Source organism: Amycolatopsis rhabdoformis, assembly GCF_035918295.1.
Lineage (GTDB): Bacteria > Actinomycetota > Actinomycetes > Mycobacteriales > Pseudonocardiaceae > Amycolatopsis > Amycolatopsis rhabdoformis.
The window spans coordinates 8,405,011-8,429,873 of the sequence record NZ_CP142149.1; the positions used below are offsets into that span (position 1 = coordinate 8,405,011).

Below are 24,863 nucleotides of genomic sequence, written 5' to 3' on the forward strand. Positions count from 1 at the left end.
GGGGCAAGCCGAGGGAAAAAGGGAGACCCAGATGCCTACTGAATCGACCGAAGAGCCCACGCCCACGACCATCCCGCCGGTCACCACCGGCAAGCCGCCCCACGGCGGCGGTACGACGCAGCCCGACGGTGCGTTCGACCCGTACGACGAGCCGACCACCTCGAAGTAGCGAGACCAGGTGGCGCCCGGGGGCCGAGGGGGCTGCCGGACGCCGTCTGCCGGGCGGGTTCAGGGGAGGAGCCGCCCGGCCGGGTCCGATGGGGGAGCGGACCCGTGGAAAGGGAGGGGAGCGCCGGCCGGTGCGGGCTACACACCCGCGCCGGTCGGTGCACGGCACGGGCCGGCTCACGGGGGAGCCGGCCCACCACGCCCCGGGGTCAGGATGACCTGGGGATGGTTCGGCTGGATCGGTTTCGCCGCTCCGCATCCGCTGAGTGCCGAACCGGACAACTGCAGCTGACTGGGCGATCACCGGTGCGGGTGAGCGTCCGACCGGATGAACGCGTGGAGCGGGACGATCACTTCGCCGGGACAACCCCGGGCGGGGCGAGCGCCGGCCCAGGTGACCGCACCGGTCCAGGAAGGAAGGTCCGTCACCTGGCGGATCGCGACAGCGCGGGATGGCTCACCAAGCCGGCCCGCTGAGAACCGGACCGCGGCTGATCGAGTCGTGGCAGGCCGGAGGACGACGCCGGTCGGCCCACCAAGCGGGGCCGTCGGGACCAGGAAGGAAGGTCCGTCGCCTGGCGGATCGCGACAGCGCGGGGCGGCTCACCAAGCCGGCCCGCCGAGAACCGGACCGCGGCTGATCGAGCCGCGGCAGACCGGAGCACGACGGCGGTCGGCGCACCAAGCCGGACCGTCGGGACCACGAAGGAAGGTTCGTCACCTGGCGGGCCACCACAGCGCGGGGCGGCTCACCAAGCCGGCCCGCTGAAAACCGGACCGCGGGTGACCTAGCCGCGGCAGACCGGAGCACGACGACGATCGGCTCACCAAGCCGGACCGTCGGGGACAGGACGGGACGACACGGGGCCAAGCCGCGTCGACCGTGCCGAAGCGAGGCGCGCCGGCGAACCAAGCCGGAGCGTCGAGCGCGCCGCATCGAAAACTGAAACCCAGCAGAACGAGACCCACCCGGACCCCACCAGAACCGGCTCACCGCCACGACCACCCGAATAAGTGACTCGATGTATCCCAGCGCTTCCTGTCTGCTCCTTCCCAGAGAAGGCCCCCCGACCACACCGACGACCGCACCCGAGACCCGACCCACGACACCGCCGCCGAACCCAACGCGCCTCGGGAGCGAGGCAGATACGGTGACCGACGTGCAAACCACCGAGGTAGACCCGCCCTGGGAAGGCCTGACCGGCGTCGACCTGCACGCTGCCTGCATGGAGGCGGCGCGGGGCGGTGATCGGAGGGCGATGGCGAAGCTCGTCGAGGAGCTGACGCCGCTCGTTTGGCACGTCGCGCGGGCGAACGGGCTCAACCGCCAGGTCGCCGAGGACGTCGTGCAGACCGTGTGGCTCGCGCTGTTCAGTCAGCTCGAGAAGCTGCGCGATCCGCGCGCGCTGGCGGCCTGGTTGATCACCACCGCACGACGCGAAGCCGCCCACCCGTACGGGCGCCGCGTGCAGCCGGTGCCGTTGAGCGACGAGGTCGCCGACAACCTCGAGAGCACGCACCCCGCGCCCGAGGACGAAGCCGTGCGCTCCGACAACGACCGGCGGGTCTGGCGCGCCTTCCTCAGGCTGCCCACCCGCTGCCAGGAACTGCTTCGCCTCACCGTGCTCGCCGGGCGAGCCGAATACCAGGCGGTGGCCGACGCGATGCGGATGCCGCGCGGCAGCATCGGACCCACCAGGGGTCGTTGCCTCGAATCGATGCGCGATCTCCTCGCAGGAGAAGGGGGTGGCCGATGAACGACATCGGCACGCCGGGAAGTGGCAGCGCTCTGCCCGACGACGAGACGCTGCTCGCCGACCTCGGCCGTTTCCTCGACGAGCTGGACCCGCCGCCGGACGATCTGGTGCAGCGGGTCCAATTCGCGCTCGAACTGGAGAACCTCGACGTCGAGGTCGCGCGGTGGGAGCGTGCCGGCGAGCTCGCCGGCGTCCGCAGCACGGCCACGGGCACGATCACGTTCACCGTGAGCGACCTGACGGTGATGATCAACCTCACGCGCATCGGCAACCTGCACCGCATCGACGGCTGGCTCGCGCCCGCCGGCGAATACGAGGTGGAGATGCGCGTGGCCGACGAGGGCACCTTCTCCACCGTCGCCGACGAAGGAGGTCGGTTCGTGCTCGAGAACGTGCCGTGCGGAACCACGCAGATCTTGGTGCACCTCGGTGAGGGGCCGCGCCGCCGGACTGTCGTGACTCCCACGGTCGTGCTCTAGAACCCGGACGGGCGTTACGGAGTGTCGCGGGAGTGTGCTCAGATAGAGCGTGTGCCCGAGCAGTTGCCCGTCCTCGATCGAGTGATCGCGGTAGCGGCTGACTTCTACACGCGAGGCCGGGCCGCGGCAGCCGACTTCCGTCCGGGCGCCGCGGTGCGCCTGTTCCACCAGTCGCTCAACCGGCTGGCCCGGGCTCCCGAGCCGGCGAGCGACGTGGTGGAGCTGCGCACCCGCGTGCTGATCAGCCTGGCTTCGGCCGAGGCGGAGGTGACGTCGACCGCGGCCGGGCTCGCGCACCTCGAGGTCGCGGAAACCGAGCGGCTGGGGCTTCCGGAAGGACCGGTGCGCAGCTCGTTGCGGCTGATCATCAGCCTGCAGCGCGCGGTCGTCGTGATGCGCGCGGGCCGGTCCGCCGACGCGCTGGTCGTCTACGACCTGGTGCTGCCCTCCATCGAGTCCGAAGTGGACGACGGGTTCGTGCTGCTCGTGCGCACGCTCAACAACCGCGCCCTCGTGCACATGGCGATGAACAAGCCGGACGCCGCGCTCGCGGACCTGACCCGCGCGCTCGGGCTCGCCGTGGAGCACGGCCACACGTTGCTCGAGGCGAAGATCCGGCAGAACCTGGGTGACCACGCCCAGCTCGTGGGCGACGTGCCCGAGGCACTGCGGAACTACGAGCTGGCCGCGCGCCTGTTCGGCACCGTCAGCCCGGGGTCCCTGCCCGTGGTGCGGCTCGACCAGGCCCGCGCGCTGCTCACCGCCGGGCTCGGCGAGGAAGCGGCGCGCCACCTCGACGAAGCGTTGCCCCAGCTGCAGGCCAACCGATCGGGCCAGTACCTCGCCGAAGCCGAAGTGGCCCGCGCCGCCGCCGCGTTGCTGGAAGGGAACTTCGCGCTGGCCCGCAAGTTCGCGTCGGCCGCGCGGCGCCGGTTCCTGCGCCGCGGCAACACGACGTGGGCCGAGATCGCCGGCCTCGCCCGGCTGCGTGCCGACGCGCACAAGATCCTCAACACCCGCGGCGCCCGGTCCACCCCGCGGTTGCCCGCCGAGCTCGTGGCGCTCGCCGAACGTCTGTCGGCGCTGGGAGTGCGCGACGAGGCGGCGGTCGCGCGGCTGCTGGCCGTGCGGCTTCTGTTGCGGCGCCAGGAAACCGACGAGGCCGCGACCATGCTGGCCCGCGTGCCGAAGCCGCGCGAGACGGCGCCGATCGACCACCGGATGTTGTTCCGCCTGTGCCGCGCCGAGCTGGCCGTGGCCACGGACCGGCCGCGCTCGGCGCTCGCGCAGGCGCGCGCCGGGCTGCGTGAGCTCGGCATGATCCGCGACCGCATGGGCGGGCTCGACCTGGTGTGCGGCACGGCCGTGCACGGCGAAGAACTCGGCCGGCTGGCGATGCAGCTCGTGCTGCGCCGCGCCCGCAACAACGCCGCGGGCGCGCGCCGGATGTTCGCCTGGCTCGAGCGCACACGGGCGCAGGTCTACCGCTACGAGCCGCTGCCCGTGATCGAGGATCCCGTGCTGGCCAAGCACATCACGGAGATGCGGCACCTGCAGCGCACGATCCAGCGCGCTCGGGCCCAAGGCGAGCCGGTGCGGGCGTTGGAGCAGCGGTATTCCGCGCTGCAGCAGGAGGCGAGCCGGCTCGGCTGGTACTCGAGCCCCTGGGGCCGGCCGCGGCCCGTCGCGACGCCCGACGAGGTCGTGGAGCAGCTCGGCGACCGCGTGCTCGTGAGCCTGGTGCCCTACAACGGGCAGCTGTACTCGGTGGTCGTCGACCGCGGGTCGTTCCGGCTGCTGAAACTCGGGCCGTACCACGACATCGTGGAAACGGCGAAGCAACTGCACGCCGACCTCGACGCCCTCGCGCCCGACCACCTGCCCCCGATGCTCGCCGAAACGGTGGCCGCTTCGGCCGTGCGGCGCGCGAACAAGCTCGACGCCCTGATCTCCGCGTCGCTGGTCAAGACGCTCGACGACCGCGAGCTCGTGATCGTGCCGATCGGCCAGCTGTACGCGATGCCGTGGGGCGCGCTGCCGTCGCTGCGCGGCCACGCGGTGTCCATCGCGCCTTCGGCCACCGCGTGGATCACGGCCAAGCGCGCCACCGACGCCGCCGCCGTGCTCCTCGCCGGCGGCCCCGGCGTACCCGGCGCGGTCGGCGAGGTGAGCAAACTCCGCTCGGTCTACCCCGACGCCCACCTGGTCGACGGCACCCGCGCCACCAGCTCCGCCGTGCTCGCCGCCCTCGACGGCACCCGCCTGGCCCACCTCGTCGCCCACGGCGCCCACGAGCCGGCCAACGCCCTCTTCTCCCGCCTCGAACTCGTCGACGGCCCGCTCTTCGCCCACGAGACCACCCGCCTCGCGCGCCCACCCGAACGCGTTGTCCTCGCCGCCTGCGAACTCGCCATGAGCCACATCCGCCCCGGCGAAGAAGCGCTGGGTTTCGCCGGCACCCTCCTCGCCAGCGGCTCCCGCACCGTCATCGGCGCCGTCGCCCGCGTCGGCGACCGCGCAGCAGCCGACACCATGGCCGACCTGCACCGACGACTGTCGGACGGCACGCCTCCGGCGCTGGCCCTGGCGGAGGCGATTGCAGTGGACCCGCTGCGGCGGCCGTTCGTGTGCCTGGGTGCGGGCTAGGTACTCAGCCCAGGAAGTCCGCCAGCGGAACCGGCGTCAACCCGTCCTTCCGGGCCTGCGCGAGGAACGCCTCGTAGTCCTCCTTGAACGTCTTCCGGAAGTGCATCAGCACGATGTCGCCCGGGCGCAGCTTGGTGCCGACCTGGAATTGCACGTGGCCGTCGTTCACGGCGGCGCTCCAGAGGACGGCGACGCGCATGCCGCAGAGTTGGGCGGCGTGCAGGGTGTTCTGGTCGTAGTTGCCGAAGGGTGGGCGGAAGAGCGTGGGGCGCACGCCGAGGCCGCGTTGGAGGTCGTCGGCGTCGTCGCAGATTTCTTTTTGCTGGTAGGCCAGGGGTTTGCCCTTGAGGTTCGGGTGGTCCACGGTGTGGTCGCCGAGCACGGCGCCGGTAGAGTCCAAAATGGACTTGAAGTAGGCCTCGTGGCCCTTCACGTAGATCTGGTTCAGGAACAGCACCGGGTGCCCACCCGACTGCTGGATCAGGCCCTGCGCCGAGGGATCCTTCACGGCGCCGTCGTCCATGGTGATGAACACGTACGGCTTCGTGGTGCTGATGCGCCGCACCACGCCGACCTTGCCGTCGGTGACGGTGGGGGCCTTGGCCTGCACCGTGCCGAACGGGTACGGGCCCGAAGGCGGTGCCGGGGTCACCGCGCGGGGCGCGGGGTTCGGCTGACTCGGCGACGCCACGGGAGCCGGTGCGGGCGCGGAACAAGCCGCCAACAACCCGGCCATCACAAGAACCAGCAAGCTGCGCTTCACACGAGGGGAGACGCGCTCACCGCGAACGGAGTTGACCGGTGTGGCCCAGCGCACCCCGGCCGGCACTCAGCGAGCTCTCAGGAAGCAAGCTTTCAGGATGCGCCGGAAACCCCCGCGCGGTCGGCCGCTTTGACCAGTTGTGCCGACAGAATCCGGATCGCGCCCCGCAGCGCCGCGCAAGCGACCGGTCCGCTGCCGGGCACGGACTCCGTGAACGAACCGGTCCAGCGCAGGTCCGTGCCGCCCGCGGCGTTCGGGGTGAAGAACACCTCGGCGCGGTAGTCGCGCACCGGCCCGGAGCCGGCGAACGTGTACACGTGCCGCCGCCCCGGTTCGTACTCCACCGTCTTCTCGCGCAGCAGCACCGGCCACAATCCCACTTCGCGGACAGCGCCGACGCCGTCGGGATCCTCGTCGCCACGGCGCGCCCACCGCGCCTGCACGATCAGCGGCTTGCCCCACGTGGACCACAGCGGACCCTCGGTTTCCAGGCGGAACAGCACTTCCGGCGGCGCCGAGCTCACGCGGTTGACCTCGAACGAGAAGGTACGGCCAGGCATCGAACGCCTCCCAAAGCTTGTTGACGGGTTGATAATTAACCTGAGACGGCCAGCGTAGGTCAAGATGGGGGCGTGAGCCGCCCCGACTTCGCCGCGCCGCACTGGCTCGTCCAGCTCCTCCGTTCGAAACCGGTTCCGGTCCCGTGGAACATGGTGGCTCGCGCGGTCGTCGCGCTCGCCACGCCACTGGCCGTCGCGTACGCGGCCGGCGACATCGGCGTGGGTGCCCTGGTGTCCACCGGCGCGCTGCCCGCCGTGCTGTCCGAGGCCGCCGGCCCCTACCGCTACCGCGCGCGCCGGCTGGGCGGGGCGACGCTCGCGGCCGCCGGCGGTTACCTCGTCGGCCTGCTCACGGGCGCGGTGCCGGCGTGGTCGATCCCGGCGATCGTGGTGATCGCGGCCGTGTCGGCATTGATCAGCGCCGCCGGCAGCAACGCGTCGGTGGCGGCGCTGCAGATGTTCGTGTTCTGCGTGCTCGGCACGGCGCAGCACGCGACGGGCCTGAAGGTCGAAGAGCTCTTCGGCTACTTCTGCCTCGGCGCGGCCTGGAGCCTGTTCGTCGCGCTGGTGACGTGGACGGTCCGTGGCACCAGCCCGGAACGCACTGCCGTGGCGCAGGTCTACATCGAGCTCGCCGCCATGCTCTCGGCCACCGACGAGCCGACCTCGCGCGTGGCCCGCAACCAGCTCACCACGGCCATGAGCACCGCCTACGACCGCCTGCTCACCGCACGCTCGTGGCTTTCCGGCCGCGACGCCACCTACCGGCAGCTGCTCAACCTGCTCTCGGCCACCACACCGGCCGTCGAGGCGTCCGTGGCGATGGTGAACGCCGGGCACCGGCCGTCGCCCGAGGTCATCGACTACCTCACCGGCGCCGCCGCGTCCGTGCTCGCGACCCAGCCGCTGCCCGCGCCGCCGGCGGCACCCGAGGACGACCTCGACCCGGTCGAGTCCGCGCTCTACGCCGGCCTCGCCCGCATCGACAAGGGCGACGACCGCCAGCGCCGCAAGCCCGCCTCGCCGTGGCGGCGTTTCCGCGAGTGGCTCGGCTCGCTCGCTTCCGGCCCGTACACGTGGCTGGCCGCCCTGCGGCTCACAGTGTGCGTGGCGGTGGCCGAGGTCGTGGCGCTGATGGTGCCGTTCGAACGCTCGTACTGGATCACGCTCACGGTGGGCGTGGTGCTGAAACCCGACTTCGGCTCGGTGTTCGGCCGCGCGCTGCTGCGCGGCATGGGCACGATCGCGGGGGTCGGCATCGGCGCCGTCGTGCTCGCCATCGGCGCGCGCGGCTGGGTGCTGGTGGTGCTGATCGCGCTGTTCGCGGGCGGCGCAGCGATCGGCAAGGTGCGCAACTACGGGATGCTCGGCACCTTCGTGACCCCGCTGATCATTCTGCAGATGGACCTCGCTCAGACGGGCAGCTGGTCGGTGGTCCTCGCGCGCCTGCTGGACACCGTCACCGGCTGCGTGATCGTGCTGCTCATCGGCTACCTGCTCTGGCCCGGCTCCCGGCGCCCACGGGTCGGCGGCCGGCTGGCCGACGGCTTCGACACGGTCGCCGCGTACGTGAAAGCCGCCCTCGTCCTCGACTCGACCGCCGAAGCCCGCCTCGCCCGCTCGCGCTCGCGGCGCGCGGCCTACCGCGCGCTGGCCGACCTGCGCACGGCGTTCCAGCAGGTGATCGTGGAGCCCTCACCCGCGGGCCGGCACGCCGTGGCGTGGTGGCCGGTGATCGCCGGGCTGGAGCGGGTGGCCGACGCCGTGACCGAGGTCGCGGTGACCCTCGGCCGCGGCGTGCCTGCGCCGTCGCCGGCGGAGATCGCGCTCCTCACCGATGCCCTGGCCGAGCTCGCGGCGGCCGTGCGCGAACAGCGGGAACCCGCGTCGGTGCCGATGCCGGACAGCGCGCAGCTCTCCGGAGTCGTCGACCAGCTCGGTTCGACGTTCGACGCCGTGCGTGGCCCCGACCTGGTTGAAACCACTCCGCTGCGGCTGGTGCGCCGGTTCCTGCCGTACCACCGGCGCACCTGAGCGGCTACTGCTGCGGGCCCGGCTGACCCGGCTGGCCTTCGCCTTCACCGGGCTTGTCGTCGTTGCCCGCGATCTTGCCGAGGAAGTCCTTGGCCTTCTCCACTCCGCCGTCGATCTGCGAGTCGTGGCCGCTCATCTTGGACTTGGCGAACCCGGCCGCCTTGTCGAGGCCCTGCTCGATCTTGTCGCTGTTGTCGCGCAGGGCGTCGGTGGCTTTGTTCTTGAGTTCGTCGAAGTTGATGCCCATTGTTGGCTCCCCAATCCCGGAGTTGACGCCCCCATCGTCACACAACGGACGCCCGCGGCAACTCCGGCGAATTCCCTGGGATCAGTTCACTTCGCCGGCGGCGACCCCGTCTTCGAGCGAGGTGATCCGGCCGCCGCGCTCGCCGAGACCGATCAGGGCCTCGCGCGCGTCGGGCGCCGACAGTGTGACGCGCACACCCGCGCGAGCCGCGTCGTGGGCGGTGGCGTAGGCGAGCGCGCCCTCGTGACCGGCGTTGATCGTGGCCGCGAGACCGCCGGTGGAGGCCAGCGAGCCGCGGGCCGCGCCGAGCCGGCCGAGGGCCTCGTCGACGATCGGCAGCAGCGCGTCGCGGTTGCCTTCGGTCATGGCGCGCACCAATTCGGGGCTGGAGCCGGCCACGCGGGTGCCGTCGCGGTAGGAGCCGGCGGCCAGCGACATGGCCAGCGGGCCGCCCTGCGCGCCGATGGTCGCGAGGATCGCCGCGAACAGGTGCGGCAGGTGCGAGATGCGCGCCACGGTCTCGTCGTGCGAGTCGGCCGGCAGCGGCACGGCGAACGCGCCCAGGTCGAGCACCAGGCGCGCGACCTCGGCCCACGCTTCGAGATCGGTGTCCTCCTCCACGCCGACCACCCACGCCGCGCCCTCGAACAGCGAGGCATTGCCCGCGAGCCAGCCCGACTCGGCGGTGCCCGCCATCGGGTGCCCACCGACGTACCGCGTGTACGGCGCGCGCCGGCGCACGGCGTCGAGCATCGGGCCCTTCACGCTCACCACGTCGGTGAGCACGCAGTGCGGCGCGTGCTGCGCGACCAGCCGCAACAGGTTCTCGACGGCCGGCAGCGGCACGGCGAGCACGATCAGCGCCTCGGCCGTGGCCGCCCGGTGCAGCGCGGCCTCCACGTCGGTGGTCACGTCGTAGCCGGCGCGGCTGGCGGCGTCGGCGTCCACTTCGGACACCGCGGCGCCCCACGTGGTCCTGCCGCTCGCCACGCTCGCGCGCAGGAGCGACCCGCCGATGAGCCCGAGCCCGATCACGCACACATCTCGCACGGGGCTCATCCTGCCAGTGGGCGCAACCCGGCTACAGCGTGGCCGCCAGGCGCGTGCCCTGGTCGATGGCGCGTTTCGCGTCCAGCTCGGCGGCCACGTCGGCACCGCCGATCAGGTGCACCGGCCTCGAATCCAGCGCTCTCGCCAGATCGCGCACGGGCTCCTGACCGGCGCAGACCACCACCGTGTCCACCTCCAGCAGCCGCGGTTGCCCGCCCACGCGCACGTGGAGCCCGGCGTCGTCGATCCGCTCGTAGGTGACGCCGGAGATCCGTTCCACGCCCTTGGCCTTCAGCGCCGCCCGGTGCACCCAGCCCGAGGTCTTGCCCAGCGACGCGCCGATCGGCGACGTCTTGCGTTGCAGCAGGTAGACCGTCCGCGGCGACGGCTCGGGTCGCGCCACGCCGAGCCCGCCCGGCGCTTCGGCCGGGTCCGTGACGCCCCACTCGGCCAGCCACTCGTCGCGGCTCAGCGTCGTGGACGTGAGGAACTCGCTCACGTCCACGCCGATCCCGCCGGCCCCGATCACCGCCACCCGCGGGCCGACCGCCGCGCCGCCGCGCACGACGTCCACGTAGGACAGCACCTTCGGGTGGTCGATCCCGTCGAGCGCCGGCACCCGCGGCCGCACGCCCGTGGCCAGCACGATCTCGTCGAACCCGGTGAGATCTTCGGCCGAGGCCCGCCGGGAGAGGTGCACCTTCACGCCCGTCACTTCGAGGCGCCGCGCGTAGTAGCGGATGGTCTCGGCGAACTCCTCCTTGCCGGGGATCCGCCGCGCGATGCCGAACTGGCCGCCGATCTCGCCGGCTGCCTCGAACAGCTCCACGCGGTGTCCGCGTTCGCCCAGCGCCGTCGCCGCGGCGAGCCCCGCCGGGCCGGCGCCGACCACGGCCACGTGCTTCGCGCGCCGCGTGGGCGCGAGCACCAGCGTCGTCTCGTGGCCGGCGCGGGGGTTGACCAGGCACGACACCGGTTTGCGGCTGAACGCGTGGTCGAGGCAGGCCTGGTTGCAGGCGATGCAGGTGTTGATCTCGTCGGCGCGGCCGTCGGCGGCCTTGCGCACCCACTCCGGGTCGGCGAGGAACGGGCGCGCCAGCGACACGAGGTCCGCGTCGCCGCCGGCCAGCACCTCTTCGGCGACCTGCGGCATGTTGATGCGGTTCGACGTGACCACCGGGATCGACACGTGCGGCTTGAGCTTCCCGGTCACCCAGGTGAAGGCCGCGCGCGGCACCGACGTGACGATGGTCGGCACGCGGGCCTCGTGCCAGCCGATGCCGGTGTTGATGATCGTCGCGCCGGCGGCTTCGACCTCGCGGGCGAGCGCCACCACGTCGTCCCAGCTCTGGCCGCCTTCGACGAGGTCGAGCATCGAGAGCCGGTAGATGATGATGAAGTCCGGGCCCACCGTTTCGCGGGTGCGACGCACGATCTCCACGGCGAAGCGGCGCCGGTTCTCCGCCGAGCCGCCCCAGCCATCGGTGCGCTTGTTGGTGCGCTCGGCCAGGAACTGGTTGATCAGGTAGCCCTCGGACCCCATGATCTCGACGCCGTCGTAGCCGGCTTCGCGGGCGAGCGCGGCGCAGTCGGCGAACGCGCGGATCGTGCGCTGGATCCCGTAGCCGGTGAGCGCGCGCGGGCGGAACGGGTTGATCGGCGCCTTGATGCTCGACGCCGAGACGCTGAGCGGGTTGTACGAGTAGCGGCCCGCGTGCAGGATCTGCAGCGCGATCTTGCCGCCGGCCTCGTGCACGGGCGCGGTGAGCTGCCGGTGCTGCTTCGCTTCGGCCGTGGTGGTGAGCTTCGACGCGAACGGCAGCAACCAGCCCGTGCGGTTCGGCGCGAACCCGCCGGTGACGATCAGGCCGGCGCCGCCGCGGGCGCGCTCGGCGTAGTACTCGGCGAGCTGCGGGAAGTGGGCCGCGCGGTCTTCGAGGCCGGTGTGCATCGAGCCCATGAGCACGCGGTTGCGCAGCGTCGTGAAGCCGAGGTCGAGCGGTTGCAGGAGGTGGGGGTAGGGCGTCATCGGGTGGCCTCGTCTTCGTTGAGCGCGGTCAGGACTTCGTCGAACCACTCGACCTGGCCTTCTTCGGCCCGGATCCCGCCGCGCAGCACGAGGTACTGGTGCAGCGCGCGGCCGCTGCCGGGCGAGGGGAAGTCGCGTTTCTCGATCTGCCGGTACGCGTCGAGCCGCTCGGCGTGGGCGGCGCGGTGGCGCGCCAGCTCTTCGGCCACGGCGTTCGGGTCGCCATATGACGCGCCGCGCAGCTTCACGGCGAGCTCCTGCGGCCCGGCGGCCGGGTTCGGCTCGGCCAGCCATCGGCGCAGCTCGGCGCGCCCGGCCGCGCTCACGGTGTGCACCTTCTTGTCCGGCCGCCCGCCCTGCGAGACGGCCTCCACGGCCACCCAGCCGGCCTCTTCCATCCGCTTGAGCACGCGGTAGATCTGCTGGTGGGTGGCACTCCAGAACAGGCCGATCGACTTCTCGAAGCGGCGCGCGAGCTCGTAACCCGAACCCGAGCGTTCGGACAGCGAGACGAGGATCGCGTGCTCCAGTGCCATGGCGCTCAGGGTCCTATGCAACTAGGTGCAGTGCAACCCGTTGCAACGCAGGTCACCCGGCAGGGTGGGGCAAATCGGGTCGACGAATCGGCTGAACCGACCAGGATGGACACCGTGCACCCGGTTCTGGAATTGATCAACAAGCGGCTGGCGTCGGGCAGCGTGCCGGGGGAGCGGAGTGACGACCGCCGCCTGGTGCTCGCGATCGAGGGAGGCAGCAGCCGCGGCACCTACTCCAGCGGCATGGTCCTGGCCCTCGACGAACTGGGCGCGACGCCCGCGTTCGACGCCGTCTACGGCTCATCCGCCGGCGCTTTGAACGCCGCGTGGCTGCTGTGCGGACGCTCGCAGACGGGCGTGCGCACCTGGTGGAACCCCACGGTGATGCGCCGGATCATCAACCCGCTCCAGGCGCTGCGCGGCAAGTCCGTGATCGACCTGGACTACCTCGTGCACCAGGTCTATTCGGTGCTCGAACCCATGGACTTCCCGGCGATCCTGGCCAATCCCGTCACGTTCCACCCGCTCGCGACCGACGCGGACACCGGCGAGTCCACCGACCTGCACCCGTTCATCGCGGAGGTCGAGGACATCAAGACGGCGCTGGCGGCCTCCTCGTGCATGCCCGTGCTCGCCGGCCCGCCCATCGCCATGGGCGGCCGGCGCTTTGTCGACGCGGGCGTGGCGGAGCCGCTGCCCTTTCGCACCGCTCTGGACCAGGGCGCCACGGATGTCCTCGTGCTGCGCACCCGCCGCGCCGACGAACTGCCGACCCCGCCGCCGCGCGTCCAGGACGTGGTGGTGCCGCGGTTCCTGCGCCGCCACGCCCCGGGCACGATCAACGCGTGGCGCGAGCAGTACACCCACGACCTCGACGACGAACGCATGCTGCGCGAGGACCCACGCCTGGCGAGCGTGCGGCCACCGGTGGGCTCCCCGGACGTGACGGCGCTGGAACGCGACCCCGCGGTGCTGCGCCGGGCGGTGGAGCTGGGGCGGGAAGCGGTGTACAGCGCGTTGGAAGTGTTGCGGGAAGCTTCCTGACGGGGCACACCTGCCAAACGATCGGCAAAAACGGTGAAGGGCGCCTTGATTTCCTCAAGGTGCCCTTCACGCAAATCGGTGCGCTGCGTCAGACCGCCACCACGTGGTTGGCCCTCGACTGCACCACAACCCGTTGCGCACCCAGCGAAACCGCCAAGTACAGCAGGATCGACGCGCTGCCGAGCCCCTTGGCGGGGCTGTTCGCGTCGATCACGAAGTCGAGTCCGATGTGGACGGCGATGGCGACCACCCAGAGCAGCACGGTGAGCCAGGTGCCCTGGCGCCAGAGCTGGCCGTCGGCGCGCCAGAGGCGCACGGTGTAGGCGCGGACGAGGCCGAAGAGGGCCGCGACCACGAGGCTGGCGACGAGCAGCAGTACGGCCGAGGTGCCCGGCGTGCCGCCCTTGAAGAAGGACGCGAGCGAGACCACGCCGAGCACGGCGAGGATCAGCAGCACGGTCGGTTTGCGGTCTTCGCGCACGAGCCGCTTCTGGGTCTGACGCCAACACAGCCACGCCAGCACGACGAGCCCGATGACGATGTTGACGGTGTTGCTCACGGTGGTCCCCTCCGCAGAAGAACTCTGGTGAGCACAGCTTCGCGGGCGGGGCGGGCAGCCGCGTCAAACCCAGGGTTGATCCCGGGTCGGTTTCACCCGGCCGGGCACCATGAACCCCGGCGCAAATCGGTCAGAGAGCCGGTTTCCGTGCCACTCCGCCGATCACCCGCGACTCCGAAGGCGCCTTCGCGAACACGGTGTTGCGGTCCGGGTGCCACGCCGGTGCGTAGACCAGGCCGGGCTCCAGCAGTGGCCAGCCGCCGAAGAAGCGCTCGAACTCCGCCAGGGTGCGCAGAACGCCGGGGTTGGTCGTGGACTCGTAGTACTCCAGGAGGTCGGCCAGCGCCTGGCGCTCGTCCTCGTCCACGGGGTTCTCGTTGGTCATCTGCGAGAGCACCAGCAGCGAACCCGGGGCCACGCGGTCGCGGTAGAAGGACAGCATGCCGTCGGGGTCCTGGTCGTCCTTGATGAAGTGCAGCACCGCGTTCACGATCAGCGCCACGGGCTCGCGCACGTCGATCACGTCGGAGTCCATCACGCGTTCCCACAGCTCTTCGGGCTGCAGCAGGTCGGCTGCGATCGCCTGGTGGCGGTCCTCGTCGGCGGTGTCGGCGAGCAGGATCTGCGAGTGGGCCAGCGCGACGGGCTCGTTGTCGATGTAGAGCACGTGCACGTCGTGCTCGGGGCGTTCCTCGTCGGCGACCTCGTGCACGTTGCCCGCCGTGGGCAGGCCCGAGCCGATGTCCACGAACTGCCGGATTCCGGCGCGCACGCACTGGCGCACGGCGCGGCCCAGGAACTGCCGGCTGGTGAGGCAGTAGTCGCCCATCAGTGGCAGCCGGGCGCGCACCTTCTCGGCGAACTCGCGGTCGATGGCGTAGTTCGTGTGCCCGCCGATGAAGTAGTCGTAGATCCGGGCCGCGGACGGCCGGTCGAGGCTGCCTTCGACTGCGCGCAGGGCTTCGTCTCGTTCGATCATCGCCGTCCTCACCGCTCGGGTCGCGCCCATGCTAACCACGGCGCGCGACGCGCGGATCAAGCCGTGGTGATCGCGTCCCGATAGGCGTTCACGGACTCCGTCAACTGGTCCATCGAAACGCGCAGCCGGCCGATCGTCTCCACGTCGAAGCCCAGCGCACGGCCGATGTGCGGCGGGATGCGCTCGGCCTTCGCGCGCAGCGCCTCACCCTGCTCGGTGAGCGTGATGCGCACGGAGCGCTCGTCGTCGGCCTGGCGCTCACGCGTCACGAGGCCCGCCTTTTCGAGGCGCTTCAGCAGCGGCGACAGCGTGCCCGAGTCGAGGTTCAGGGCCGCGCCGAGCTCCTTCACCTGCTGGGCGTCGCGTTCCCAGAGCGCGAGCATCACGAGGTACTGCGGGTACGTGAGGTCGAGCGGTTCGAGCAGTGCGCGGTAGAGCGACGTGACAGCGCGCGACGCCGAGTAGAGCCCGAAGCACAGCTGGTCGTCGAGCAGGAGCGAGCCCGTCTCGTCGGCATCCAGGGTGAACATGGGTACCTCCTTCGTCAGGGTCAACGCTCAATGATCCTCACCTCTGCCCCTCGGAGCAACTCAAGTGCCATAGATCTCATTGCCTCCATTTTAGTTGTGCACAACTTAGTTGCTCGCTAACTTCATGGAGTCGGCACACCGTCCCGGAGGAGACCTGAGATGACCACCGCGAACCCGAAGAACATCGCCCTCGACCCGGCCGCGCAGGCCTTCGCCGAGGCCACGGCCGAGCACCCGTTCCTGTTCGAGCTCCCGCCGGCCGAGGGCCGCAAGGCGGTGGACGGCGTGCAGGACGGTCCCGTGGAGCTGGCGCCCGCCGACATCGAGGTGCTGAAGGTGCCGGGTGGGCCGAACGGCGACGTCGAAGTCCGCATCGTGAAGCCCGAGGGCGCAACCGGTCCGCTGCCGATCCTGCTCTACGTGCACGGCGCCGGCTGGGTGTTCGGCGGCTTCCACACCCACGAGCGCCTGGTGCGCGAGCTCGCCGCCGGCACCGGCGCGGCCGTGGTCTTCCCCGAGTACAGCCTCTCGCCCGAGGCGCGTTACCCCGTGGCGATCGAGGAGAACTACGCGGTCGCGAAGTGGGCCGCGGAGCACGGCGCCGAGAAGGGTCTGGACCCCTCGCGCATCGCCGTGGCGGGCGACTCCGTGGGCGGCAACATGACCGCCGCGCTCACGATCCTGGCCAAGCAGCGCGGCGACGTGCGCTTCCTGCAGCAGGTGCTCTTCTACCCGGTCACCGACGCCGCCTTCGACACCGAGTCCTACCACCAGTTCGCCACGGGCTACTTCCTGCAGCGCGACGCCATGAAGTGGTTCTGGGACCAGTACACGACCGACGAGGCCCAGCGCGCGGAGATCACCGCGTCGCCGCTGCGCGCGTCGCTCGAAGACCTCGCCGACCTGCCGCCGGCGCTCGTGATCACCGGCGAGGCCGACGTGCTTCGCGACGAAGGCGAGGCGTACACGGCGAAGCTGCGCCAGGCGGGTGTCGCCGTGACGGCCGCGCGCTACGCCGGCGCGATCCACGACTTCGTGATGGTGAACGCGCTGCGCGAAACCGGCGCCGCGGATGCCGCGATCAAGCAGGCGATCAGTGTCCTGCGCACGGCGTTCGGAGTGTGAAACCGCTGATGGGACGCCTGGCGGGCTACTCTCTTGATCTTGTGACGGCGCTCACCTGATCACAACGGGAGCAGCCCGCCAAACGTTTCTTGTACAGGGGTTTTGGGGCTGCGGGTCGAGGGGACACGCGCCGGCGGAGTGGGGGTTCCCGTGCACCTGAGCAGCATCCGGCTGGATTCACCGGTCGAAGTGATCGTGATCGCCGTGCTGGCCGTGCTCGCCGTCGTGGCGGTGCCGTGGTTCTGGGACCGCTGGCGCAAGCGCAAGCAGCTGGGCCGCAGCGCTTCCGTGCTCACGGCCGTGGTGCTGATCGTGGTGAGCGTGGCGCTGGTGGGCAACCTGATCGGCGGCTTCTTCCCCACGCTCGGCTCCCTGCTCGGCACGGGCGTGTACGCAGCGGACAGCGTGGACGCGGACGCCGGCGGAAATGGTGTGGACCTCGAGAGGATGCGCGACCTCGGGGTGGTGCACGCCCGCGAGGGCAAGGGGACCGTGGTGCACATGAAGGTCACGGGCCGGCGCACCGGGCTCGCCCGCGACGTCGACGTTTACCTGCCGCCGCAGTACTTCCAGCAGTCCTTCCACGCGTTGCGGTTCCCGGCGATCGAGTGGATCCCGAACTACCCGTCGGGCCCCGAGGTCGCGGCCGCCTACCACCTGCCCGAGCAACTCGACGCCGCCATCGCCAAGCACGCGCTGCCGCCCACCGTCGTCGTGATCCCCGACCCGACGGGCGTGCCGAAGGTCGGCCACGACACCGAATGCGTCGACGAGGTCGGCGGCACCCCGAACGACACCTACCTCTCCGCCGACGTCCGCGAGTGGGCCATCCAGCGCCTGAACCTCAACCCGGCGCGCGGCGCGTGGGCCATCGCCGGCTGGTCCTCGGGCGGCTACTGCGCCCTGAACCTCGTGACGCGCCACCCGCAGTGGTTCGCCACGGCCGCCTCCGTGAGCGGCTACGACCGCGCCCAGGTCGACTCCGAAACCGAAGACCTCTTCCACGGCCGCCAGGACATCGACGACGCCAACAACGTCCGCGTGAACCTCCGCCTCCACCCCTCACCCGTCGACCTCCTCGCCATCTCCGGCGACAAGGAGAACTACGAGAGCTTCGCCATCGACCAGATGCGCGCCGCGGCCCAGTCCCCGGTCCGCTTCTCGTCCTGGAGGATCCCGGACGCGGGGCACAACATGAACACCTTCAAGTCGCAGCTGCCGGACGTGTTGGCGTGGCTGGGCGCGCGGTTGCCGGGGCCGAGCATGGCGGGGCGGGCGGTCGACGTGAGCGGGGGCGTGCGGCCGTGGCCGCTGCCGAAGTCCGGGGCGCGGGGTGGGTTGTCGGCGTTGGAGGAGTGAGGCGTCGGCTGTCGCAAGTGCGCGAATAAGTACGCAAGTACGCAAGTACGCGAATAAGCAAACAAGTAAGTAAGCACGCGAGTAAGCGGTGACCGCTGGGCGGCTGCGGGAATGATCGCGTGCAGCTGAGGAAGCGGCGTGAACGCTGGACTTCTCGGTGAAGGCGGCGGCGCTTTTCGAGGGCAGGGCCGGAGTCGCGCCGGCGCGAACCCCGGTTCGGTCGGCGTTGTGTGCCGGCGCCGATCTGCGACTCCGGTAAGCGTGCGCGAGGTCGCGGGGCGGGCGGTCGAGGCGACCAGCGGCGTGCGGCCGTGGCCATTGCCGAAGTCCGGGGCGCGGGGTGGGTTGTCGGCGCTGGAGGAGTGAGGCGTCGGCTCTCGCAAGTACGCAAATAAGTACGCACGCGAATAAGTAAGTACTCAGGCAAGCACGGCAGAGTTGGTGATCGCTTTGTCGCCTGCGGGCCCGCTCACGTGCGGCTGACGGAGCTGGGTGAAGCGCTTACTTTCCCAGTAGCGGCAACAGGTCCTTCACCACCGCGGTCACCTGATCCGAAGCCATGTCGTAGTCGACGGATTGGGGTTGTTCCGTGAGGACGGTGACGATGTAGCGGTCGCCGTTCACGAGGCCGGAGGTGTGGAGCATGCGGGTGGGGCGGCAGCAGGACCAGCCTTGCTTCACGGCGAAGTTGCCGGGGCCCGCGGCGTCCGGGATGCCGAAGTACTGGCGGAAGCCGTCGGCGCCGAATTCCGTGGCGGAGTGCAGGCCGGCCAGGATGGTGGTGCGGACGGTGGCCGGGGCGTCGGTGAGCAGGTATTGGTAGATCCGCGTGATGTCGTTGGCCGTGATTTCCGTGTCGCCCCAGCGGCCGGGGCTGGTGGGGGCGTGGGTTTCCTTGAGGCCCATGGTGCGGATGGCGTCGGTGACGATCTTGGTTTCGCCGTTGGCGACCCAGAGCGTGCTGGCGGTCGTGTCGTCGCTGCGGGACAGCATTTCCTTCACGGTGCCCGCGGGGTTGCCGTTTTCGAGCGCTGCCACGGCGATCAGCAGTTTCACCAGCGAAGCCGACGTATAAGCCCGATCTGCGTTCACCGACAGGGTGGTGGCACCGGTCGTGCGGTCGTAGACGACGGCGCTCACGTGGCCCTGCGGCACGAGCGACTCCAGGGCCGCGGTGCGGTCGCCTTGGCCGGTCTTGTCGACGCTCGGTTTGCCCGCGCTGGAGCTCGGGGTGGTCTTGGGTGAGCCCGACGTCCGAGAAGGTGGCGTCGAGGTCGGTGGTGGGGCGGACACCGAGGTGTCCGTGCTGCCGGCCGCGGCGACCGGCGTCGGGCCGAGGGCGGTGACGATGTGGCGAGCCGGCTCCGCGACCACGAACACCAAAGCGACGAGTGCCCCCAGGCACAGCCCCACGAGGAAGAGGATGTTCACTTTGCGCATGAACAGACTTGTCCGCTCACCCGTTCGGTGTTGCCCAAAACGAGTGACTTTGTGGCATTGATCTCGAACAACGCCGATTCCGGTGACGCTGCGGGGCCCTGCGGGCAAGCACCCGCGTTTCACTCCGGGTGAGGTCGGGGTACTTCCTTCGCGTGAGTCAGCTCACCACGGGAAGGACTTCAGTCATGGTTCACGCGCACGGAGCCCGGATCCGGGTCGAGGGCATACAGCCCGCGCAGGTCCTGGCCGCCCTGGTGGGCGTCGCGTTCCTGGTCTACGGCGTCGTCGGGTTCGCGAGGACCGGCGTCGGCGACTTCACCGGGCACCACGGCGCCGGCTTCTGGCGGTTCTCCGGCAACCCGATGAACAACCTGGTGCACGTGGTGACCGGCGTGGTCGGCGTGCTGCTCGCGTTCGGCTCCGGCCGGTCGCGCACGTTCGGCTGGCTGCTGTTCCTGGGCTACGGCGCCCTCTTCGTATGGGGCCTGATGATCACCGGGATGATCTCGGCCAACCCGTTCGTCAACGCCGGCAACCCGCTCGACCTCACCACCGCCGACAACTGGCTGCACCTCGGCGTCGCCGTGCTCGGCCTGGTCATCGCGATGGCCCCGGCTCGCCGCCGCGTGCGGCTGCCGGAAGAGGAACCGGTCACGGCCGATCGCGCCGAGACCACCGTGATGGACCGCGTGGAGGACGACGACCGTCCCCTCGAGACCACCCGCGAGGTGCCTCGCGAGAAGCACGGTCCCGGCCTGGCCCACTGAGCAACGAACACTGACCGGCGAACACTGACCAGCGAACACTGACCAGCGAACACTGACCGGCGAACACTGACCAGCGAACACTGACCGGCGAACACTGAGCAACGAACACTGATCTGCTAAACCACTGACCAGCGGACACACGACGGCCCGGCAACCCCCGCGGTTGCCGGGCCGTCGCTGTTCCTGGGACCTGCCGCTCCTTCCGCCGCCCACCTGCCGGTTGTCCTGGCGCCGCGCTGTCGGGGCGCGGCGCCGGGTCTGGGGGTCAGTAGCTGTACGGCTCGCTCGCGGCGCTGGTGGCCGGCGCGCTCGTGGTGGTCTTCGGCTTCGCAGCGGGCGCGGCCGGCGCAGCGGGCGCCGCGGGTGCGGTGGCGGCCCCGGTGGTGGCCGACTTGCAGCCGTTCGGCTCGATCACGAACCACGTGCCCTTCACACCCATGCCGTTGGCCTGCCCGGGCGCGGTGTCCTTCGAGTACCGGTACAGCGGCCAGCCGCCGAGCGTGGCCTGCGTGGTGCCGTCGGCGCGCTTCACGCTGCCGAGCAGCTTCGCGGCGATGCCGTCGAGTTTCACGTCGCCGCTGGTGAGCACCGGCGGCCACAGCTTGGCGCAGTCACCGTTGCAAGTGGACTTCGAGGGCTTCTTGCTGTCCTTGGTGAACAGGTAGAGCGTGAAGCCGTCCTGGTCCACCACGGCCGGGCCGATGCCGTCGACCTCTCCGGCGCTCAGCTTCACGTCCGAAGTGGACTTGCCGGCCTTGCCGCCGGTCGGGGTGGCCGCGAACCAGGTCCCGTTCACACCCTGGCCGGTGGCGTCGCCGGGCACGGTGTCTTTGGCGTAGGTGTAGAGCGGCCAGCCGTTCACGGTCACCTGCTCGGTGCCGTCGCCGCGGCTCACGGTGCCGACCAGGCTCTTGTCCACGCCGTCGAGCTGCACCGAATCCTTGGACAATAGCGGTGGCCACGCCTTGGCGCAGTCGCCCTCACACGCGGATTTCGGCGGTTTCGCGGTGTCCTTGTCGAAGCGGTAGAGGGTGTGGCCGTCGCCGTCGGTGAGGACCTTGCCCAGGTCACCGACCTCGGTGGCGGCCAGCTTGACGGCCGTCTCGGTGGCCGCGGCGTTGGCGGCCTGACCGCCCCCGGTCCCGCCGCCGGGTGCCGGCGCGGGTGGTGCGGTCGTGCCCGAGCAGGCGCTCAGCAACGTGAGCCCTGCGGCCGCCGTGACGATGACGCCCGTGCGGAACCTGCGAAGCATCGAACTTCTCCTTGGGTACGTGGTCGCCGCGCCAGGCGGCTGCCGTGTACCCCCCGCGTTCCGCGAGGAACGCTTCCCACCTCCTACACGGGAGGCTGAGCGGAGCGGTTCAGCAGAAGTCGGAACTACTTTGCGTGACCGTCGAGGGCGCGATCCACCAGCCGCGCGGCCGCGCCCGTGTACTGAGCGGGGTCGAGGAGGCCGTCGAGCTTCGCCGGGTCGAGCACGTCGGCGATCTCGGGCACCGACCCGAGGACCTCGCGCAACGGCCGGCTTTCCGCCACCGCCCGCTTCGACGCTTCGCCGAGCACGTCCTTCGCGCGCGCCTTCCCGAGCAACGGCGCCAGCGCGGCCGACAGCCGCTCCGACACGATCAACCCGTGCGTGAGCTCCACGTCTTCGCGCATCCGGTCGGCGTGCACGGCGAGCCCGCGCGCCAGCTCCACGGCCGTGTGCGCCGCACCGCCGGTGAGCCGCAGGCATTCGCGCAGCAGCTGCCACTCGGCCTGCCACACGCCGGCCGACCGTTCGTCCTCGGCCAGCCCCGACTGCGTCACGCCTGCCGCGAGCACCGGCACCTGCAGCGCCGCCGAGCGGATCAGCGCCGACAGCACGGGGTTGCGCTTGTGCGGCATAGCCGACGAACCGCCGCCCGTGGGCTCGCTGACCTCACCGATCTCGGTGCGCGTGAGCACCTGCACGTCGACCGCGAACTTGCCCAGGGCCGTGGCCGTCTGGGCCAGCGCGGCCACCAGATCCGCCACCGGCGTGCGGTTCGCGTGCCAGGGCAGCGTGGTCGTGGACAGGTTCGCCTCTTCGCCGAACGCTGCCACGAGCCGCTCGGCGTAGTCCTCACTGCCGTCGCCGTACTCGACGTACGCGGCGAGCGTGCCGGCCGCACCACCCAGCGACACCGGCAGCGCCAACCGGCGCACCCGCTCGGCCGAGTCGAGCACGTACTGCCGCCAGCCGGCGGCCTTCAGCCCGAACGTGGTCGGCACGGCGTGGGCCGTGAGCGTGCGCCCGGGCATCACGGTGTCGCGGTGCTCGCGCGCCAGCTCGCCCAGCGCCGCGGCGGTCGCCGCGAGGTCGGCTTCGAGCAGCTCGCACGCGTCGCGCGCCACGATCATCAACGCCGTGTCCACGATGTCCTGGCTCGTCGAACCGCGGTGCACGGAGTCCGCATGGTCCGCCCCCACGGCCGCCGTGAGCTGCTTGACCAGCGCGACCACGGGGTTGGCCGTGCCGCGGGCCGCCTCGGCCAGCGCCGGTACGTCGATCACGCGCGCCACCTCGGCCGCCGCGGCGGTGATCGCTGCCGCCGCTTCGGCCGGCACCGTGCCCAGCCTTGCCTGTGCCCGCGCCAGCGCCGCTTCGGCCGCCAACATGGCCGCCACCACGGCGTTGTCCCCGGTCACCCGCTCGACGGGCGTGCCCGCTCGCACCGGCGACAACAACCCGGAATCAGGATCGGCGCTCATGCCGCCCAGCATCGCACGCACGAACCCGGCCGATCGCGTTCGTGTGCGAAGCCTCGCAGTGTGATCAGAAGCCTCGCAGTGTGATCAGGGGCCGAGCAGTGTGCTCAGTGGCCGACCGTGCCGTCGAGCGACTCCCGCAGCAGATCGGCGTGCCCGTTGTGCCGCGCGTACTCCGCGATGAAGTGCGTGAGCAGCCACCGCAGCGTGAAGGGCTCGCCGGTCACCAGCGACGTGCCGCGGTCCTCGAGCGACGACGCCGCGGCCACGATCTCCCGCGAACGAGCGCATTCCTTGTGCCACAAGGCCAACGCCTCGGTCACGTCGCCGTCGAGCGACTCGAAGTCCTGATCCGGGTCGTCGTCGGAGTAGTGCAGCAGGGGCACCTCTTCGCCGGCGAAGTTCTGCTGGAACCACCACCGTTCGACACCCGCGAGGTGGCGCAGGATGCCGTGCAGGGAGAGGCTCGACGGCGACACGGCCTTGGTCGACATCGCCTCCTGGCCCAGCCCGGCGCATTTCAGCGCGAACGTGGACCGGTGCCAGTCGAGGAACGCGACCAACGTGTCACGCTCACTCGCCAGCCTCGGGATGGCCTCGCGTTCGCCTTCGGCTGTGGGTGAGAAGTGCTGAGGAATCTCCATCCGCCCACGGTCTCACCCACCACCGACAATCAGCCGCTCCACGGCGACGGCCAGCGCCGCTCGCCGCGAATCCGGCCACGCTCCGGCGTCGCCGGCCTGCGCGATGTTCCCGTACGTCAACGCGAGGATCAGGTCGAGCAGCACCTCCGCCGGCAACGCAGCCGACACCGCGCCGGACGCCTGCGCCTCGGCGATGCCCGCCACCTTGTCCGCCATCGCCCGCGCGACCGGCTCGAGCGAGCCCAGCAGATCCGGCCGTTCGAGCGCCTGCCACAGGTTGAGCCGCACCATCCGCGGGTTCGCTCGGTAGAAGTCGAACACCTGGCACGCGTACCCGGGCAGATCGAGCGCGTCGAACGTGACGGCGGCCTGCGCCTGCAGCACCTTCTCGGTGAGCACGGCCTCGAACAGCCCGTCCTTGCTGCCGAAGTAGGCGTAGATCATGCGCTGGTTCGCCTGCGCGCGTTCGGCGATCCGGCCGACGCGTCCGCCGCCGAACCCGGCGGCGGAGAACTCCTCGGTGGCCGCGTCGAGGATGCGGCGCCGGGTGGCGGCGGCGTCGCGGGGCGCCTCAGCCACGGGCGTCGACCGAGCGGCTCAGCTCTTCCCAGCGGTCCAGCTCCGCGAGCTTGCGTTGCTCGGCCGGCCGGATCAAGTCCACGGCCTGGCCGGAAAGCGGCAGCCACAGCGGCGGCTCGGCCAGGTCGAACAGCCCGAGGATCACCTCCGCGGCCCGGGCCGGGTCCACGCCCGGGGCCTGGCCGGTGGCGTGGGCCGTGAGCATCGGTGCCAGCGCGGACGCGTACGCGGGGCTCGGCTCGCGCGTGGACATCGACGAGTAGAGCGACGTCGCCATCGACCCCGCCTCGACCACCGTCACGCGCACGCCGAAGCTCGCCGTTTCCAGGGCCAGCGCCTCCGAAAACCCTTCGAGCGCGAACTTCGCCGTCACGTAGGGCCCCAGCCCCGCCGCCGGGGCCAGCCGGCCGCTCACCGACGAGATCTGCACGAGGTGCCCGCCGCCCTGCGAACGGAACACCGGCAGCGCGGCGCGGCTCACGTGCACGGCACCCCAGAGGTTCGTCTCGACCTGGTCGCGGAAGTCGTCGAGCGGGGTGTCTTCGAGGCTGGAGACGTTGGCGTAGCCGGCGTTGTTGATCACGCCGTCGAGCCGGCCGAACGCGTCGAGCGCGACCTGCACGGCGTCGGCCGCGGCCTGGGGGTCCCGCACGTCGAGGGCCACGGCGCGGGCCGCCGGGTACGTCGAGACCAGGTCTTCGAGGTCCGCGGTGTTGCGGGCCGTGGCCACCACCCGGTGGCCGGCTTCGAGCGCCGCGACCGCGAGCGCGCGGCCGAGCCCGCGGGAGGTTCCGGTGATGAGAAGGGTGCGTGACATGGGCTTCCTCTAGTAAGTAAC

Annotated in this window: 24 protein-coding genes; 9 read left to right on the forward strand and 15 right to left on the reverse strand. The window is 71.1% G+C overall.

What is annotated here, in order from left to right; genetic code table 11:
* Window positions 1-31: 31 nt before the first annotated feature.
* The 4 genes from VSH64_RS38905 to VSH64_RS38920 all read left to right on the forward strand — a co-directional run bounded on the left by VSH64_RS38905 (window position 32) and on the right by VSH64_RS38920 (window position 5,050).
* Entirely contained in the window at window positions 32-169 is a 138-nt protein-coding gene (locus VSH64_RS38905) for a hypothetical protein (RefSeq protein ID WP_326567743.1), read from the forward strand.
* Window positions 170-1,319: 1,150 nt separating this feature from the next.
* The gene (locus VSH64_RS38910; RefSeq protein ID WP_326567744.1) at window positions 1,320-1,925 is read left to right on the forward strand and encodes an RNA polymerase sigma factor; all 606 of its coding nucleotides are present in this window, start codon (window positions 1,320-1,322) and stop codon (window positions 1,923-1,925) included.
* On the forward strand, window positions 1,922-2,404 hold the full coding sequence (locus tag VSH64_RS38915; protein ID WP_326567745.1) for a carboxypeptidase regulatory-like domain-containing protein: 483 nt from the start codon (window positions 1,922-1,924) through the stop codon (window positions 2,402-2,404). Before VSH64_RS38910 ends, VSH64_RS38915 begins: the two co-directional genes overlap by 4 nt.
* Window positions 2,405-2,455: 51 nt before the next feature.
* Window positions 2,456-5,050 (forward strand): CHAT domain-containing protein, encoded by a 2,595-nt coding sequence (locus tag VSH64_RS38920; protein WP_326567746.1) that lies wholly within the window; start codon window positions 2,456-2,458, stop codon window positions 5,048-5,050.
* A 4-nt stretch (window positions 5,051-5,054) separates the two neighbouring features.
* Here the strand turns inward: VSH64_RS38920 and VSH64_RS38925 are convergent, their stop codons facing one another.
* Both VSH64_RS38925 and VSH64_RS38930 read right to left on the reverse strand, forming a co-directional pair.
* Window positions 5,055-5,786: a polysaccharide deacetylase family protein gene (locus tag VSH64_RS38925; RefSeq protein WP_326838152.1), complete on the reverse strand. Its 732-nt coding sequence runs from the start codon at window positions 5,784-5,786 to the stop codon at window positions 5,055-5,057.
* Window positions 5,787-5,905: 119 nt separating this feature from the next.
* Window positions 5,906-6,373: an SRPBCC family protein gene (locus VSH64_RS38930; RefSeq protein WP_326567747.1), complete on the reverse strand. Its 468-nt coding sequence runs from the start codon at window positions 6,371-6,373 to the stop codon at window positions 5,906-5,908.
* Window positions 6,374-6,445: 72 nt separating this feature from the next.
* Here VSH64_RS38930 and VSH64_RS38935 point away from each other — a divergent pair, with 72 nt between their 5' ends.
* Window positions 6,446-8,407 carry an FUSC family protein gene (locus tag VSH64_RS38935; RefSeq protein WP_326567748.1) on the forward strand — a complete coding sequence of 654 codons (1,962 nt, stop codon included), beginning with the start codon at window positions 6,446-6,448 and terminating at the stop codon, window positions 8,405-8,407.
* Window positions 8,408-8,411: 4 nt separating this feature from the next.
* Here the strand turns inward: VSH64_RS38935 and VSH64_RS38940 are convergent, their stop codons facing one another.
* The 4 genes from VSH64_RS38940 to VSH64_RS38955 all read right to left on the reverse strand — a co-directional run bounded on the left by VSH64_RS38940 (window position 8,412) and on the right by VSH64_RS38955 (window position 12,269).
* Window positions 8,412-8,654, reverse strand: coding sequence for an antitoxin (locus tag VSH64_RS38940; RefSeq protein ID WP_326567749.1), 243 nt, complete (start codon window positions 8,652-8,654; stop codon window positions 8,412-8,414).
* An 81-nt stretch (window positions 8,655-8,735) separates the two neighbouring features.
* Window positions 8,736-9,713 (reverse strand): prephenate dehydrogenase, encoded by a 978-nt coding sequence (locus VSH64_RS38945; protein WP_326567750.1) that lies wholly within the window; start codon window positions 9,711-9,713, stop codon window positions 8,736-8,738.
* Between the two features lie 22 nt (window positions 9,714-9,735).
* The gene (locus VSH64_RS38950; protein ID WP_326567751.1) at window positions 9,736-11,733 is read right to left on the reverse strand and encodes an NADPH-dependent 2,4-dienoyl-CoA reductase; all 1,998 of its coding nucleotides are present in this window, start codon (window positions 11,731-11,733) and stop codon (window positions 9,736-9,738) included.
* Window positions 11,730-12,269 (reverse strand): PadR family transcriptional regulator, encoded by a 540-nt coding sequence (locus VSH64_RS38955; protein ID WP_326567752.1) that lies wholly within the window; start codon window positions 12,267-12,269, stop codon window positions 11,730-11,732. Before VSH64_RS38955 ends, VSH64_RS38950 begins: the two co-directional genes overlap by 4 nt.
* A 105-nt stretch (window positions 12,270-12,374) precedes the next feature.
* Here VSH64_RS38955 and VSH64_RS38960 point away from each other — a divergent pair, with 105 nt between their 5' ends.
* Window positions 12,375-13,313, forward strand: a complete 939-nt coding sequence (locus VSH64_RS38960) for a patatin-like phospholipase family protein (RefSeq protein ID WP_326567753.1) — start codon at window positions 12,375-12,377, stop codon at window positions 13,311-13,313.
* Window positions 13,314-13,401: 88 nt separating this feature from the next.
* Here VSH64_RS38960 and VSH64_RS38965 read toward each other — a convergent pair whose 3' ends face one another.
* The 3 genes from VSH64_RS38965 to VSH64_RS38975 all read right to left on the reverse strand — a co-directional run bounded on the left by VSH64_RS38965 (window position 13,402) and on the right by VSH64_RS38975 (window position 15,381).
* Complete coding sequence (locus VSH64_RS38965) at window positions 13,402-13,872, reverse strand: hypothetical protein (RefSeq protein WP_326567754.1); 471 nt, start codon at window positions 13,870-13,872, stop codon at window positions 13,402-13,404.
* Between the two features lie 130 nt (window positions 13,873-14,002).
* Window positions 14,003-14,851: an SAM-dependent methyltransferase gene (locus tag VSH64_RS38970; RefSeq protein WP_326567755.1), complete on the reverse strand. Its 849-nt coding sequence runs from the start codon at window positions 14,849-14,851 to the stop codon at window positions 14,003-14,005.
* 56 nt (window positions 14,852-14,907) lie between these two features.
* Window positions 14,908-15,381 carry a MarR family winged helix-turn-helix transcriptional regulator gene (locus VSH64_RS38975; RefSeq protein WP_326567756.1) on the reverse strand — a complete coding sequence of 158 codons (474 nt, stop codon included), beginning with the start codon at window positions 15,379-15,381 and terminating at the stop codon, window positions 14,908-14,910.
* 159 nt (window positions 15,382-15,540) lie between these two features.
* Between VSH64_RS38975 and VSH64_RS38980 the strand changes: the two genes are divergently transcribed.
* On the forward strand, window positions 15,541-16,506 hold the full coding sequence (locus VSH64_RS38980; protein WP_326567757.1) for an alpha/beta hydrolase: 966 nt from the start codon (window positions 15,541-15,543) through the stop codon (window positions 16,504-16,506).
* 150 nt (window positions 16,507-16,656) lie between these two features.
* The gene (locus VSH64_RS38985) at window positions 16,657-17,865 is read left to right on the forward strand and encodes an alpha/beta hydrolase (protein ID WP_326567758.1); all 1,209 of its coding nucleotides are present in this window, start codon (window positions 16,657-16,659) and stop codon (window positions 17,863-17,865) included.
* 501 nt (window positions 17,866-18,366) lie between these two features.
* Here the strand turns inward: VSH64_RS38985 and VSH64_RS38990 are convergent.
* On the reverse strand, window positions 18,367-19,305 hold the full coding sequence (locus tag VSH64_RS38990) for a serine hydrolase (protein WP_326567759.1): 939 nt from the start codon (window positions 19,303-19,305) through the stop codon (window positions 18,367-18,369).
* Window positions 19,306-19,490: 185 nt separating this feature from the next.
* On the opposite strand from VSH64_RS38990, the gene VSH64_RS38995 reads away from it, so the two are divergent.
* On the forward strand, window positions 19,491-20,072 hold the full coding sequence (locus tag VSH64_RS38995) for a DUF4383 domain-containing protein (protein ID WP_326567760.1): 582 nt from the start codon (window positions 19,491-19,493) through the stop codon (window positions 20,070-20,072).
* Between the two features lie 265 nt (window positions 20,073-20,337).
* Here VSH64_RS38995 and VSH64_RS39000 read toward each other — a convergent pair whose 3' ends face one another.
* From VSH64_RS39000 to VSH64_RS39020, 5 genes are all read right to left on the reverse strand, one after another.
* The gene (locus tag VSH64_RS39000; protein WP_326567761.1) at window positions 20,338-21,324 is read right to left on the reverse strand and encodes an SCO0930 family lipoprotein; all 987 of its coding nucleotides are present in this window, start codon (window positions 21,322-21,324) and stop codon (window positions 20,338-20,340) included.
* 125 nt (window positions 21,325-21,449) lie between these two features.
* On the reverse strand, window positions 21,450-22,805 hold the full coding sequence (pcaB, locus tag VSH64_RS39005; protein WP_326567762.1) for a 3-carboxy-cis,cis-muconate cycloisomerase: 1,356 nt from the start codon (window positions 22,803-22,805) through the stop codon (window positions 21,450-21,452).
* 104 nt (window positions 22,806-22,909) lie between these two features.
* Window positions 22,910-23,446, reverse strand: coding sequence for a DinB family protein (locus VSH64_RS39010; protein WP_326567763.1), 537 nt, complete (start codon window positions 23,444-23,446; stop codon window positions 22,910-22,912).
* A 12-nt stretch (window positions 23,447-23,458) separates the two neighbouring features.
* Window positions 23,459-24,025 (reverse strand): TetR family transcriptional regulator, encoded by a 567-nt coding sequence (locus tag VSH64_RS39015; protein ID WP_326567764.1) that lies wholly within the window; start codon window positions 24,023-24,025, stop codon window positions 23,459-23,461.
* Complete coding sequence (locus VSH64_RS39020; protein ID WP_326567765.1) at window positions 24,018-24,842, reverse strand: SDR family NAD(P)-dependent oxidoreductase; 825 nt, start codon at window positions 24,840-24,842, stop codon at window positions 24,018-24,020. The genes VSH64_RS39015 and VSH64_RS39020 overlap by 8 nt, the downstream gene beginning before the upstream one ends.
* Window positions 24,843-24,863: the final 21 nt, after the last annotated feature.